8 protein-coding genes are annotated in these 14346 nt (G+C 73.9%); 5 read left to right on the forward strand and 3 right to left on the reverse strand.

All coding sequences use genetic code 11. The features are described 5' to 3' along the window. Positions 1-97 precede the first annotated feature (97 nt). Complete coding sequence (locus ACNF49_RS23070; protein WP_482944950.1) at positions 98-6163, reverse strand: phospholipase A2; 6066 nt, start codon at positions 6161-6163, stop codon at positions 98-100. A 228-nt stretch (positions 6164-6391) separates the two neighbouring features. Here ACNF49_RS23070 and ACNF49_RS23075 point away from each other — a divergent pair, with 228 nt between their 5' ends. The 5 genes from ACNF49_RS23075 (at position 6392) to ACNF49_RS23095 (ending at position 11790) form a co-directional block, all read left to right on the forward strand. Next, the gene (locus ACNF49_RS23075; RefSeq protein WP_482944951.1) at positions 6392-8161 is read left to right on the forward strand and encodes an ABC transporter ATP-binding protein; all 1770 of its coding nucleotides are present in this window, start codon (positions 6392-6394) and stop codon (positions 8159-8161) included. Beyond that, positions 8158-10023, forward strand: coding sequence for an ABC transporter ATP-binding protein (locus ACNF49_RS23080; RefSeq protein WP_482944952.1), 1866 nt, complete (start codon positions 8158-8160; stop codon positions 10021-10023). Before ACNF49_RS23075 ends, ACNF49_RS23080 begins: the two co-directional genes overlap by 4 nt. Then, positions 10020-10400: a VOC family protein gene (locus ACNF49_RS23085; RefSeq protein ID WP_482944953.1), complete on the forward strand. Its 381-nt coding sequence runs from the start codon at positions 10020-10022 to the stop codon at positions 10398-10400. The genes ACNF49_RS23080 and ACNF49_RS23085 overlap by 4 nt, the downstream gene beginning before the upstream one ends. A 42-nt stretch (positions 10401-10442) precedes the next feature. Next, on the forward strand, positions 10443-11285 hold the full coding sequence (locus ACNF49_RS23090; protein ID WP_357983234.1) for an NAD-dependent protein deacetylase: 843 nt from the start codon (positions 10443-10445) through the stop codon (positions 11283-11285). Positions 11286-11502: 217 nt separating this feature from the next. Next, positions 11503-11790, forward strand: a complete 288-nt coding sequence (locus tag ACNF49_RS23095; RefSeq protein ID WP_352329658.1) for a YchJ family protein — start codon at positions 11503-11505, stop codon at positions 11788-11790. On the opposite strand, the gene ACNF49_RS23100 is transcribed toward ACNF49_RS23095, so the two are convergent. After that, complete coding sequence (locus ACNF49_RS23100) at positions 11760-12824, reverse strand: S-methyl thiohydantoin desulfurase family protein (protein WP_352329660.1); 1065 nt, start codon at positions 12822-12824, stop codon at positions 11760-11762. The genes ACNF49_RS23095 and ACNF49_RS23100 overlap by 31 nt on opposite strands. Further along, positions 12817-14334: a hydantoinase/oxoprolinase N-terminal domain-containing protein gene (locus ACNF49_RS23105; RefSeq protein ID WP_357983231.1), complete on the reverse strand. Its 1518-nt coding sequence runs from the start codon at positions 14332-14334 to the stop codon at positions 12817-12819. The genes ACNF49_RS23100 and ACNF49_RS23105 overlap by 8 nt, the downstream gene beginning before the upstream one ends. Between the last annotated feature and the right edge of the window lie 12 nt (positions 14335-14346).

Raw genomic sequence — 14346 nt, forward strand, 5'->3', positions numbered from 1 at the left:
CATCAACGTCCGACTCCCGTCAACCCTGCGCCGACCGGGAGAAAAGGGCACCGGCGGGAGCCTTTCGTGGTAGCTCCCGCCGGTGGCTCATCCTAGGTCACGGGTGGCCGAAGGCGACCACCGAAAGGAAGTACGCGTACGCGATGCGGCGACATGTCCCCTTGAAGAAGTAGTGGGAGCAGACGCCCCAGTACAGGACGTAGTAGAAGATGTAGTCCACCTGGTACTTGCTATGGACATACCCCATATTTCGCAGGGCGTACCCGTAGTCGTGCATCATGCACGCCTGGCGGAAGTCGTAGCCGAGCGGCTTGTCGGGTGACTTGGTGCAGTAGTCGTAGTACACGCCGCGCACCCACCAGCCGGCCGGCGTCTTCTTCCACTGCACGTAACGCCAGCTCCCGTGGTAGTAGGCGTAGCTGACGCCGCAGTGGTTGAAGGCGAAGTGCCAGAAGTTGGTGCACCAGTACCACTTCCTGCCGTCCAGGTCGGCGTTGGAGGTCGGTGACTGGTTGGCGTAGTCGTAGGCGTTGGCGCTGCCGCCCTCCACCGGGTCGGTCTGCAGGAACCGCCCGAGTTTGGGCTGGTAGAGCCGCACGCCCATGAGGATCGTGCCGTCGGGGGTGTCGGCGGCCCGCTCGGCCGCGCCGTGCCAGCCGTAGCGCATCGCGGGCTGGCCGGCGCGCGGGTTGCCGAACTCGTCGAAGTCCAGCGCCAGCGGCACGCCGTCGGCGTGGACCACGTTGATGTCGTCGTGCAGGTTCGTCAGCTGGAGCCGTACGTCCCCGGTCGCCGAGGTGACCGCGGCCAGGCCGCCGGAGATGGAGTGCACGTTCCTGGTGACCGCGCCGCCCTCCACGACCCAGGCGGGTGTGTCGTCGTCGGCGTCGAAGTGCTCGACCCGCCGGCCGGCCGCGCTCCACGTGCCGCCGGACAGCTGCTCCAGCGTGGTGGTGTTGCGGCGCAGCTCCGGGTCCAGCGTGTACGACTGCCGCACCGCCCCTGACGTCATCCGCCGGACCAGGTCGGTGGTGTAGTACTCCGCCTTCAGCCCGGCCGGCGTGGCCGTGGTGCGGCCGTAGGCGTCGTACTCGTAGCCGGCGTCGGCCAGCCGGTCGCCGCCGTCGTAGGCGTGGTTCTCGGTGACCGCCCCCGAGCCGTCGCAGGCGCTCGTGGTCAGCCCGGTCCTGTTGGAGTTGGCGTCGTAGCCGTAGGCCCGGCGCGAGCAGAGGCCGCTCACGGTGTCGTCCACCGAGGCGATCCTGCCCAGCTTGTCGTATCCGATCTTCTGGGCGGACAGCCCGTTGTGGCTCACCTGCTGGCCGTGGATCGACCAGGTCACCGAGTCGTCCAGCAGCCGCACCCCCGCCGCGGTCCGGTAGACCCGCGAGACCGGCGCGCCGGACGGATCCCGGGCGAGGTCGTAGGACAGGCCGCCCGGCAGGTTCTCGTGGCTGATCGAGCCGTCGACGGTGTACGTGGCGGTGAACGTCCCGGCCACCGAGTCGGTCATGGTGGACAGCGCGCCGCGCACGTCGTCGTAGGCGTAGGTGACCGTCGAGGGCGCGCCGTCGGTCTTCCTGGTGATGCGGTCGAGGGCGTCGTACTCGACCCTGGTCACGCCGCCGTCGGCGTCGGTGTAGGACGTCTGGCGGCCCAGCGCGTCGTACTCGCGGGTGATCGAGGTGCCGTTGGAGGCCGTGGTCCCGACCGCCCGTCCGGCCGCGTCGTAGGTGGTGCTCACCTCGGGCACCGCCGTCCCGGCCCCGCCGGACACGACGGTCCTCACGATGTCGCCCGCCGGGTTGTAGGTGGTCGTCGTGGTCCTGGTCACCCCGTTGGCCGTCTCGGTCACCGACGACACGCGGCCGCCGGGCTCGTAGGCGTACACCTTGGTGACCAGCTCGGCGGGACGGGTGCCGCTGTCGCCGACGCCCGTCCTCGACTTCGTCCGGCACAGCTGCCCGGCCCACTCTGCCTTGCCGCCGCACGCGCCGGTGCCGTCGGCGGTGTAGTACTCGCTGGTCGTGGTGCCCGCGTCGTCGCCCGACGACTTCGGCATCGTGGTGGCGACCACCCGCCCGTCGGAGTCGTACGTCGTGGTCCTGGTGATCGCCAGGCCGCCGGGGTCCTCCACCGTCTTGACGCTCTTGCCGGTGTTCCAGTCGTAGTACGTCCGGCTCGTCCGCACGTCGGCGTCGGAGGCCGCGCCGGGCACGTACGCGCCCACCGCGACCGTCGTGGCCAGGTTCGACACCTTGGCGTCGGCCGGCCGGCCCTCGTCGAAGGTGTTGACCGTGTGCTTCCTGGCCGCGACCTGGGCGCCGTTCAGCGTGACCAGGTGCAGCGGGCCCAGCTCGGAGACCATCCGCTGCCCGTCGGAGCTGTAGGCGGACTCCTCGGCCAGCAGCCGTGCCCGGTCGGCGGGCGAGGCGTTGAGCAGGCCGAGCCGGGTCAGCTCGGCGCCGGCGTCCGGCGTCTGACCGAGGGCGAGCGCCCTGTTGCCGGCCGACAGCGACGACACCGTGTTGCCCTGGGCGTCGTACTGGCTGGTGGAGACCGCGCCGCCGGGCTCCACCCGGTTGACCGTCTGCCCGGAGGCGTTCAGGTAGGTGATCGTGGCGCGGCCGTAGTCGGAGGCGGCCAGGCCGCCGCGCCCGGTGTGGTTGGCCGGCACCTGGTCGGCCGGGAAGATCGCGGTCGCGTCCACCGGGGGGTCGTTCTGCCCCCAGGCGGCCGTGGCCGTCTCGCTCATCCCGTACGGCGCACCCGTCCCGCTGATGGGCACGTCGTAGACCACCGACGTGACCGCGGTGCCGTTCGTCTCGCTCGGCGTGCCGGGCCGCAGCGTCGGGCGGGAGACGGCGAGCAGCATGCCGTCGGCGGCGGTGTCGGCGTTGCCCGCCTTGCCGTAGCCGAACGTCCACGGCAGCTCGCCGGGCGGGGTGTAGCGGTTCACCCGGCCGCCGAGGTCGTAGTCGTAGCGCGTCCTGATGCCGGGGGTGGCCGGGTTCCACTGCTCGCGCAGGCGGCCCAGGTCGTCGTAGCGGTACTCCGACAGGCCCAGCGGCGCGCTCGCGCCGCCCTCCCACAGGCTGATCGCCTTGACCTGCCCGGCCACGTCGCCGAGCTGCGCGCCCGCGGTCGTGGTCGTCGCGTAGTCCAGCCTGATCAGGCGGCAGCCCTGCGGCAGGCTCGCCAGCGTGTCCACGTCGCAGTCGGCCTGCGTGTACGATGGCGCGATGATCTTGATCGGCCGGGCCAGCGCCTTGCCGTCCGAGCCGGTCACCGACTGCCACACGAACGCCGTGCTGCCCTTGCCGCTGGCCGGGTAGACCGCCCGCACCAGGTAGATCGGCGCGGCGGCGTCCACCTTGGCGAACACCGTGCGCTCGGCGGAATTCGTGTCCGACAACGTGTAGCGGTCGGCCGCGGCGTCGAAGGTCAGCTTCAGGCCCGCCGCGTCCTGCTGCGGCTCGTACGAGCCGTCGGCGTTCTTGGTGAAGGCCACCGCCGAGCCCTCGCCGCTCAGCTCGACCGAGGTGGAGGAGGTGGCCCGGAGCTGGGCGAACGTGCCCTGACCCGACTGGGCGAGCCCGGTCGGCGTCCACTCGGTGCCGAAGATCGCCGCCACGCCCGGCAGCGCCGAGCCCTTGCGCGGGTCACGCGAGGAGAACGAGCGCATCAGGCCGATGCCGTACACGTTGGCGTCCGTGGCGGCCATCCTGAAGTCGCCGGTCAGCGTGTTGACCGAGCCGGGGCCGACCGGCTGGGTGGAGGCGCCCTCGCCGTCCCGGTCCACGACCAGGTCCACCGGCTGGGAGGCGGCCGTGCCCGAGGAGGTGACGAACTCGGCCCTGATCTCGATCGAGCCGTCCTCGGCCAGCGTGTGCGTGGTGTCCCAGACCAGCTCGGGCGAGGCGCCCGCGCTCATCGCCACCGGCCAGGCGACCGCCGACCCGTCGGACTTCCTGCGCACGTCGGCCGCCGGCACCTGGTGCCAGGAGTCGGCCTCGCCGCGCCGGTAGGAGAAGGTGACCGCGCTCAGCCCCGCGCTGCCCGTGGCCGACAGGACCGTCCGGCGGGCGGTGGACTGCCCGTCCTTGGGCGAGGTGACCGCCGAGCCGCCCACGTTGAACGCGTACGTCGCCGCCGGCGACAGGTTGCCCGCCTTGTCCTTGACCCACGCCTTGAGGGTGTGCGGGCCGTCGGCGGGCGGCGTCCAGCTCACCGTGTGCGGCGCGCCTGAGCTGGCGGCGGACTGCTGGGCGCCGCCGTCGAACGACCACAGCACCGAGGACGCGTCGGCCGAGGCCGGGGTGATGGTGAACTGGCCGGCCTGACCGGCGCCCTTGGCCCACGCGTCCTCCGGGTAGTCGCCGGAGGAGACTTCCGGGGCGGGCGGCGGGGCGGCGTCCACCGTGAAGGCGAACCACGCCGACCAGGGACCGTAGTCGGTGCCGTCGTGCGAGCGCACCCGCCAGGCGTACGACGTGCTCGCCAGGGCCGTGCCGGCCTTCCAGGAGGCGATGGCGCCGTTCGCCACGTTCGCGGCCGAGCCGCCGGTCACCTTGGTCGCGTGGTCGGCCGTCCAGATCTCGAAGTCGGCCCGCTGCGCCTGCCCGTCGGCGTCGCTCACCTTGGCCGACAGCGTCGGCTGCGCCGCGCCCACCACGGCCGGACTGGCGCACACCGAGCAGGGCGCGACGGCCAGGGCCGACGGCGTGCCCGGCAGCGTGTTGTAGGTGATCGCGATGTTGGGGTTGTTGGCGAAGCGCTTCCAGTAGTAGTTGTCGGTCTCGCTGCCGGCCTTGACCATGAAGGTGACCGACGTGCCGTTCGCGCTCACCACGCTCTGCACCGCGCTGGTGACGTCCCAGCCGACCCAGGCCGCCGGGCAGCTCGACGCGCCGCCCTGGCCGGCCGACGACCAGCCGTAGGCGACGTTCTTGGCGCCGATGTTCAGGTTCGAGGCGGGCTGGTTGTTCCACGTCGTGCCCGAGCCGACGGCCGCGGTCCTGTGCAGCTCGACGTTCCGCGCCGAGCAGGACCAGGCCCACGTCTCCTTGATGTTGAACGTGGCCGCCGTGATGTGCTTGCCGGCCAGGCCCGACAGGCCCATGTTGAAGAACGAGCGCCGCTTGTAGCCGCCGCCGTTGCTGGTGCCGGCCGTCGCGTCGTTCGTCGAGTTCCAGTACGCGCTGGAGGGATAGGCCGAGTCCACGTACGTCCAGCCGGACTTGGCCGAGGTGAAGCTCGGGTCGATCGTCACCGGGTAGACCGTGGCGGGGTCGGCCAGCAGCGCGGCGTCGGGGGTGACGCGCAGCTCGCGGCCCGACAGCCGCACGCCCATCCTGGCCCGCCGGCCCGGCTGGGCGGCCAGCGCCGGGGTGGCCGGGTTGCGGGTCATGGCCGACTCGGTGGCGGCGTCCCACATCTCCGGCGCCGCCGAGCCGAACACCGGCTCGCCCTCGGCGTCGAGGATCGAGACGTTTCCGTGCTTGTCGGTCCTGGCCTCGCCCTTCTTCACCGACGTGGCGAACCTCAGCTCCTTCAGCGCCGGGTTCGCCGCGGCCTGCCGGGTCTTGACGACGAGCTTCTCGGCGAAGCCGTCCACGTCGGCGGTCAGCACCAGGTCCACGCCCGGCAGCACGTCGGGGTAGGTGGCGGTGGCGCCGTCCAGCACCGGCTTGGGCAGGGCGCCGAGCGGCGTGCCGAGGGTGAGCCGGGTGCCCCGCTCGGTGGCGGTGACCAGGGGGCCGTCGCCGCCGCCGGAGAAGCTGTAGGAGACCGCGGCGGCCTTCGGCGCGACCGTGCCGTCCTGGCTCGCCGCCAGCGTCGGGTCGGCGGGCACCCACGCCTCGCCCCGCCTGACCCGGACCGGGCGGTAGCGGTGCTCCTGGGTGACCGTGCCGGCCGGGTCGACGAAGAACTCGTCGGTCTCGGTGGTCAGCGAGACCGCCCTGACGCGCTTGCCGCAGACCGCGGCGGCCAGCCGGGCGGAGATCTCGGTGGGCATCTCGTCCGGGCAGACGACCGCCGCCCGGGCCTTGGCGGGCGCGGGCGGGGCGGCCCGCGCGGGCAGCGGCACGAGGGCCGTGGACGTCAGCAACAGGACGACGAGCGGCGGTAAGGGAGTCAGCCGCCTGGGTTTCTTCAACACCGTCCAACCTCCGCGGGGGGTGTAAGGCCGTTCGGTGCTCAGCGTGAGCAGCGGCTGTATAGGCGGCGTATAGATCCCGTAGGCGGCCAAAACCTGTTGCGGCGCGGCGCGGGCGGCTGTTGTACTTCCCGGCGGCACCGGTCGCCGGACGAAGGAGCGGATCGATGAGGACAGCGTTCATGACCTCCCAGCACAGGACACCCACCTATTCAGAGGGCATGACGCTTCTTGAGATCTCCGCTCACCAGGACGCATCCGCATGTAGATAGACCCGCCCGGCAGGCCCTGCGCCACCTGCGGCCCGCCCCGCGCGCCGCGCTCGCGCTGGGCGCCGCCACCGCCGCGGCCACGGCGCTGCCGCTGGCCGCGCCGCACGTCACCCGCCGCTTCGTCGACGACGCCGTCGCCGGCGCCGGGCTGCGCCACCTGGTCCTGATCGCGCTCGGCTACCTCGGCCTGGCCGCCGCCGGTCAGGCCGCCCGCATGGCCGCCGCCTGGCTCGCCGGCCGCCTGGCCTGGGACGGCACCAACCGCCTGCGCGAACACCTGGCCGGGCACGTGCTCGGCCTCGACCTGGCCTTCCACGCCCGCCACTCGCCCGGCGAGCTGATCGAACGCGTCGACGGCGACGTGGCGGCGGTGGCCGACTTCGTCGTGGCCTTCGTCCTCGACGTCGTGGCCGGGCTGTTGTTGCTGGCCGGTGTGCTCGCCGTCGTGTTCACCGTCGACTGGCGGCTGGGCACGGCGCTGCTGGCGTACTGCCTGCTGGTCGGGCTCGGCATGGCCGGCGCACAGCGGCTCGCCGTGCCGTCGGCGACCCGGTCGCGGGAGGCGAGCGCCGCGCTCTACGGCCACCTCGAAGAGCGGCTGGCCGGGGCCGAGGACCTGCGGGCCAACGGCGCGGGCGGGCACGCGCTCGGCCGCTTCCACCAGGTCGCCGGGGCCTGGTTCCGCGCCGAGTGGCACGGCTCGCGCATCGCCGGCGGCCTGCTCGCGGCCACGAACGTGGCGTTCGCGGCCGGGACCGCGCTGATGCTCGCCCTGGCCGCCTGGCTGCTGGACGCCGGGGCGCTCACGGTCGGCACCGCCGTGCTGCTCTTCCAGTACACCCTGATGATCCGCACGCCGTTCGAGCGGCTGATCGACCAGCTCAGGCAGTTCCAGGGGGCGCTGGCCGGGTTCGCCCGCATCGGCTCCCTGCTGGCCGAGCGGCCCGCGCTGCCCGTCCACGCCGCGCCCCGGCCGCTGCCCGCCGCCGGCGCGCTCGGCCTGCGGCTGGACGACGTGAGCTTCGCCTACCCCGACGACGGCGAGACCGCGCTGTCGGGCATCACCCTCACCCTGGCCCCCGGCGAACGCCTGGGCCTGGTGGGACGCACCGGCAGCGGCAAGACCACCCTGGCCAAGCTGCTGCTGCGCCTGTACGACCCGACCGGCGGCACGGTCGAGATCGGCGGCCTCGACCTGCGCGAGTCCGACCCGGAGTCGCTGCGCCGCCGGGTCGGCGTGGTCACCCAGGACGTACGGCTGTTCGCCGGCAGCGTCCGCGACAACCTCACGCTGTTCGGCGCCCTGACCGGCCCCCGCCACGACGACGCCCATTTGCTGGAGGTGCTGGCCGGGGTGGGGCTCGGGGGCTGGATCGCCGCGCTGCCCGGCGGGCTCGACGGCGAGCCGGGCGGCCTGTCCGCGGGGGAGGCCCAGCTGCTCGCCTTCGCGCGGGCGTTCCTGGCCGACCCCGGCCTGGTCATCCTGGACGAGGCGTCCAGCAGGCTCGACCCGGCCACCGAACGGCACGTCGAGGACGGCGTACGGCGGCTGCTGGACGGGCGGACCGGCGTGCTCATCGCGCACCGGCTCTCCTCCCTGGCGCACGTGGACAAGATCGCCGTGCTGGAACGCGGCAAGCTCGTCGAGTACGGACGCCGCGCCGACCTGGCCGCCGACCCCGGCAGCAGGTTCGGCCGGCTCCTGGACGCCGCGGGGGTGAGCCGGTGAGCGCGCGCAGGGCTCAGGTTCGGCCGGCTCCCGGCCGCCGCCGGGACGAGCCGGTGAGCGTGCGCCGGGCCCTGGGCGTGACGGGCCGCCTGATCGGCTTCGACGTGCGCCTGTACGTGCTGCAGATCCTGCTGTGGCTGCCGGTCCACGTGCTCCCGCTCGGCGGCGGCCTCGTGCTGCGGCAGCTCTTCGACCAGATCAGCGGGCACAGCCCGGCGACGCTGCGGCAGTCGTTGTGGTTGTGCGCGGCGTTCGCGGGCGTCGAGCTGGTACGCGGGATCGTCCTGGTGTTCGCCTGGTCCTACGGCTCCTACTGGTGGGACGCGGCGGCCACGCTGCTGCGCGCCAACGTGCTGGGCTCGGTGCTGACCGCGCGCGGCCCGGTCGCCGCCCGGCTGCCGCGCTCCCCGGGCGAGTCGCTGGCCCGGCTGCGCGACGACGTGGCCGAGCTGGTCGAGCTCGCCGACGAGTCGGTGCCCCTGGCCGGGGGCGTGCTGTTCGGCGGGGCGGCGCTGGCGGTCATGCTCTCGATCGATCCCGTCGTCACCGTGACGCTGGTCGTGCCGATGCTCGCGATCGGCGTGCTGAGCAGGCTCATGGGACGGGTGATCAGGCGGCGGCACCAGCGGGCCAGGGAACTGGGCGCGGGCGTGACGGCCTTCGTCGGCGAGCTGTTCGGCGGCGTGCTCGCGATCAAGACGGCCGGGGCCGAACGGGCGGCACTCGAACGCCTGCGCACACTCAACGCCCGCCGCCGGGACGCCGCCGTACGCAGCCGCCTGGCCACCGACCTGCTGGAGGCCGCCACGGGCACCACGGTCGAGCTGGGCATCGGCGTCGTGCTGCTGCTGGCCGCCGGGGCGATGCGGCGCGGCGAGTTCACCGTGGGCGACCTCGCGCTGTTCACCAGCTACGTCGGCTGGCTGACCGCGCTGCCGCGCACCATCGCCTCCGTCCTGTACCGCCTGCCCAGGGCGGACGTCTCGGCCGAGCGCCTGACCGCCCTCCTCGCCCCCCACCAGAACACCACCGACCTCACCCACAACCACCCCCTCCACCTCCGTGCCACCCCGCCCGCACCTCCGGCGGAGCCGCCCCCGAGCGGCGAGGAGCCGGCCGCGCCGACGCTGGAGGTGTTGGAGGTGCGGGGGTTGAGTGTGCGGCATCCCGGTGGGCGCGGGGTGCAGGACGTGGACCTGACGCTTCGGCGCGGCACGTTCACCGTCGTCACCGGGGCCGTCGGCGCGGGCAAGACCACGCTGGTGCGCGCCCTGCTCGGCCTGCTGCCCCTGGACGCCGGGACGATCTCCTGGAACGGCCGCCCGGTGCCCGACCCCGGCGCGTTCCTGGTGCCCGGACGGGCGGCGTACGCGAGCCAGATCCCGCGCCTGTTCTCGGAGACCCTGCGCGAGAACCTGCTCCTCGGCCTGCCCGCGGGCGACGCCGACCTGGCCCGCGCCCTGGAGCTGGCCGCCTTCGAGGACGACCTGGCCGCCATGCCGGACGGCCTAGAGACCGTCGTCGGTCCCCGGGGTGTGCGCCTGTCCGGCGGTCAGGTGCAGCGCGCCACCGCCGCCCGCGCCCTGGTCCGCGCCCCGGACCTGCTCGTGGTGGACGACGTGTCGTCCGCCCTCGACGTCGGGACCGAGAACCTGTTGTGGGAGCGCGTCGCCCGGCACGGCCCCGCCACGCTGCTGGTGGTCTCCTCCAGGCGGGCCGCGCTCGAACGCGCCGACCAGGTGGTCGTCCTCGACCGGGGCCGCGTCGCGGGGCGCGGGCCGCTGGGGGAGCTGCTGCGCACGTGTCCCGAGATGCGGAGACTATGGAACGGAGAGCCGATCGAGGAACGAGGGAGCACATGAGGATCGACCGCCTGGACCACCTGGTGCTGACCGTCGCCGATGTCGAGGCCGCGGTGCGCTTCTACACCACGGTGCTGGGGATGGAGGCGGTGACGTTCGGCGAGGGGCGGCGGGCGCTGGCGTTCGGGCAGAGCAAGATCAATCTGCACGAGGCGGGCCGCGAGTTCGAGCCGAAGGCGGCCCGGCCCGCGCCGGGCAGCGCCGACCTGTGCCTGATCGCCGCCGACCCCATCGAGATGGTCATGGACGAGCTGGCCCGCCACGGCGTCGGGATCGAGGAGGGCCCGGTGGAGCGGACCGGAGCGCTCGGCCCCATCAGGAGCGTCTACCTGCGCGACCCCGACGGGAACCTGGTCGAGCTCAGCAACTACCTCTGACCGGGCATTATGGATGGTGTGCAAGAGACTGCGACAGCACCCGTGACGGCATCCGCAGCGGCACCCGTGGCGGCGCCCGCCATCGCGTCGCTGGCCGAGCTGGTGGCCGGTGGCGGTGTCGTGGTGCTCAGCGGGGCCGGACTGTCCACCGAGTCCGGCATTCCCGACTACCGGGGCCCGACCGGGCGGTCCCGGCGCGCCGAGCCGATGACGTACCAGCGCTTCACCGGCAGCGCCGAGGCGCGCCGGCGCTACTGGGCGCGCAGCCACGTCGGCTGGCGGCAGATCGGCCGGGCCGCCCCCAACGCCGGCCATCGCGCGGTGGCCGAGCTGGAGCGGCGCGGCCTGCTGGCCGGCATCGTCACCCAGAACGTCGACGGGCTCCACCAGGCCGCCGGCGCGCGCCGGGTGATCGAGCTGCACGGCGGCCTCGACCGCGTCGTGTGCCTGTCGTGCCGCGAACGCACCCCGCGTGCCGAGCTGGAGCGCCGCCTCAGCGCGGCCAACCCGCGCTGGGCCGCCGAGGGCCACGTCAACCCCGACGGCGACGCGGCCCTCACCGACGCCCAGGTCGCCGGGTTCCAGGTGGTCGACTGCGTCTCCTGCGGCGGCCTGCTCAAGCCCGACGTGATCTTCTTCGGCGAGAACGTGCCGAGGGATCGGGTGGCGGAGTGCTTCGCGCTCGTGGGCGGGGCGCGTTCGCTGCTCGTGCTGGGGTCGTCGCTGGCGATCAGGTCGGGGCTGCGCTTCGTCACCAGGGCGGCCGAGCTCGGGCTGCCCGTCGCCATCGTCAACCAGGGCCCGACCGGCGCCGACGCCGACGCGGCGCTCCTGCTCGACGCCCCGCTCGGGGCGACCCTGACCGAGCTGGCCGCCCGCCTCTGACCCCACACCCGCACCCGGCCGGGCCGCAAGAGCGGCACAGGGGTGGCATGGGAGGGCACGCGGGGGCGGCACGGGGCTGGCACGGGGGTGGCGCGGGGGCGGCACAATGGGGGGCATGCCTCCTCGTCCATGCCCCTGTGGTCTGCCCGCGTCCTATGCGGACTGCTGCGGGAGATACCACCGCGGTGAGGGGTCGGCCCCCACCGCGGAGTCGCTCATGCGGTCCAGGTTCAGCGCGTTCGCCGTGGGCGACGAGGCCTATCTCATGGCCACCTGGCATCCCGCCGACCGCCCGGCCCGCCTCGACCTCGACAGGAAGGTCGCGTGGACGGAGCTGGAGGTGCTGGAGAGCACCGGCGGCAGCCCCGTCCACACCGAGGGCACGGTGCGGTTCCGCGCCCACTTCGTCAACCGGCGGGTGCCGGGGGTGCTCGACGAGCACAGCAGGTTCGTCCGGCTCGACGGCCGCTGGGTCTACGCCGGGGTCGTGGCGAGCGGCCGGTAGTCGCAGTCGTACCCGAAGTACCGCGGCCCGGCCAGCTCCAGCCCGCCCGGCGAGGTCCAGCGCGGGTCGCAGGGCACGGCGATGACCGTGACGCGCAGGCCGTAGCGCATGGCCTCGGTGGTGACCGGCTCGCCCGAGTCGGTGTCCAGCACGCAGATCAGGTCGGGCGTGGTGGCCACGATCTCGCCGTCCCGGCGGGCCAGCAGGTGCTCGTTCTGGAAGCTGAGCTCCAGCGTGCCGGTGCCCTCCAGGCGGGCCTGGCCGCGGGCGAAGCCGCCGGTGGTGCGGCGCTCGACGTCCACGACCTTGCCGGTGAACAGCTTCAGGCCGCCCAGCACGTCCAGGGCCGCCGCCACCGGGTCGGCGTGCCCGGCGCGGGCCAGCCGCACGGCCCGGCCCAGGTCCTCGGCCAGCGTCAGCGTGGCCGGCACCAGACCGTCGCGCAGCTGGTCGCCGCGCATGACGGTGTCGGCGCAGGAGACCTGGCAGCCCATCTGCACGCACGCCGCCCTGGCCAGGCGCTCGGCCCACACGTTGGACACCGTCTCCAGCACCAGCGTGTTGCCCTTGTCGTCGGCCAGCGCCATGGGCGTGTTGGGCACGCCGATCAGCGTCGGCAGCACCATCTGGGCCTCGGGGAAGGCGCGGCCCATCGCGTCGCCGTCCACGATCGGCAGGCCCGCCTGCGCGGCGGCGGCGATCGGGATCATCGAGTTCACGCCGCCGACCTCGATGGGCACGATGTGCGTGGCCGGACGGCCGAGCACCGCCTCCAGGGCGCGCAGCGCGGTCAGCTCCTCGGTGCCCGCGGGCAGCTTCTCCAGCAGCACGGTCGGCGCCCCCATGCCCGAGACCGCCACGACGGTCGCGTCCGCGGGCACCTCGTCGATGGCCACCAGCGGCACGGGACCGTGCCTGCGGATGGCCTCGCGGGCCAGCAGCTTGCCCACGTACGGGTCGCCGCCGCCGCCGGTGCCGAGGATCCCGGCGCCGCGCGCCATGTCGTCCAGCCGGTCGATTCCGATCTCACGCATCGATCTTCTCCAGGTCCAGGTCGCCGACGGCCTTCACCCTGATCCGGGTGGCGTCGCCGGGCAGGTAGGCGAGCGGCAGCTCCTCCACGTCCACGATCCGCACGCTGCCCGCGCGGGCGCCGCCGCGCTCGGCGCGGATGATCGCCTCGCTCTTGGCCTCCTCCAGGATGCGCTCGCGCGGGCCGGAGAAGACCCGGTCCACCTCGCCGCCGACCTGGGCGATGGCCGCGCCGACCGCGTTGGCCACCTCGAAGTGCGCCGGGCGGCGCACGTCGTCGAAGCCCGGCAGCTCCTGGATGAGCACGCTGCCGCCGCCGACCAGCACGACGGGCAGCGGCGCGGACGAGGTGCGCATGCGGTCGACCGCCTCCGAGACGCGCTCGGCGATGAGCTTGAGCGGGCGCTGCGGGTCGACGTGGGCGACCCTGTCGCGGTCGCCGATGTCGGCCAGCCCGGCGGCCACGGCCAGGTCGGTGGCGGTCAGCGTGCCGCCGCCGAACACCAGCGCCTCCTCGGTCAGCCGGTAGCCGACGCTGCGCGGGCCGGTGGTGCCGTCCTCGGCGACCAGCGAGCCGCCGCCGATGCCGATCGACAGCACGTCGGGGATGCGGAAGTTGGTGCGCACCTCGGCGACCAGCGCCTCCCCGGCGGCCTCCCGCGGGAACCCGCCGACCAGGATGCCCACGTCGGACGTGGTGCCGCCGATGTCCACCACCGCGCAGTCGGTCAGCCCCGACAGGTACGCCGCGCCGCGCATCGAGTTCGTCGGCCCCGACGCGAACGTGGCCACCGGGTAGCGGCGCGCCTGCTCCACGTCCATGAGGGTGCCGTCGTTCTGGGACAGGAACAGCGGCGCGTCGATCCCGGCCACCCGCAGCGCCTCGCCGAAGGCGGCCACGGTCCGGCCGGCCAGCGGGCGCAGGGCGGCGTTCACGATCGTGGCGTTCTCCCTGGCCAGCAGGCCGACCCGGCCGATCTCGCAGGACAGCGACAGGTGCACCTCGGGGCCCAGCTCGGCGGCCAGGATCCGCGCGGCCTCGCGCTCGTGGGCGTCGCTGACCGGGGAGAACACCGAGGAGATCGCGACCGTGCGCAGGCCGCGCCGCCTGATGTCGGCGGCGACGCCGCGCAGCTCGTCCGGGTCGAGGGGGGAGATGGAGGCGCCGTCGTACTCGCAGCCGCCGTGGCACAGGTAGACCGCGCCCTCGACCGCCCGGCGCAGGCGGTCGGGCCAGTCCACCAGCGGCGGCAGGGCGGCCGTGGCGGGCAGGCCGAGCCGGACGGCCGCGACCGGCTCCAGCCGGGCGGCCTCGACCAGGGCGTTGACGAAGTGGGTGGTGCCGATCATCACTGCGGACACCCGGGTGGCGCCCAGGCCGGCCAGGGCCGCGGCGACGCCGCCCGTGACGTCCGCGGTGGTGGGGGACTTGACGGTGGCCAGCACCTGGCCGTCGTCGCCGATGAGGGCGGCGTCGGTGTTGGTGCCGCCCACGTCGATGCCGATACGCATGAAGGAGGACTC

The organism is Actinomadura sp. ATCC 39365 (assembly GCF_054392275.1).

Excerpts from the sequence above, each read along its gene's own strand:
- ACNF49_RS23085 (WP_482944953.1), top strand. The coding sequence starts at position 10,020 with ATGAGGATCGACCGCCTGGACCACCTGGTGCTGACCGTCGCCGATGTC.
- ACNF49_RS23095 (WP_352329658.1), top strand. The coding sequence starts at position 11,503 with ATGCGGTCCAGGTTCAGCGCGTTCGCCGTGGGCGACGAGGCCTATCTC.
- ACNF49_RS23100 (WP_352329660.1), bottom strand. The coding sequence starts at position 12,824 with ATGCGTGAGATCGGAATCGACCGGCTGGACGACATGGCGCGCGGCGCC.
- ACNF49_RS23105 (WP_357983231.1), bottom strand. The coding sequence starts at position 14,334 with ATGCGTATCGGCATCGACGTGGGCGGCACCAACACCGACGCCGCCCTC.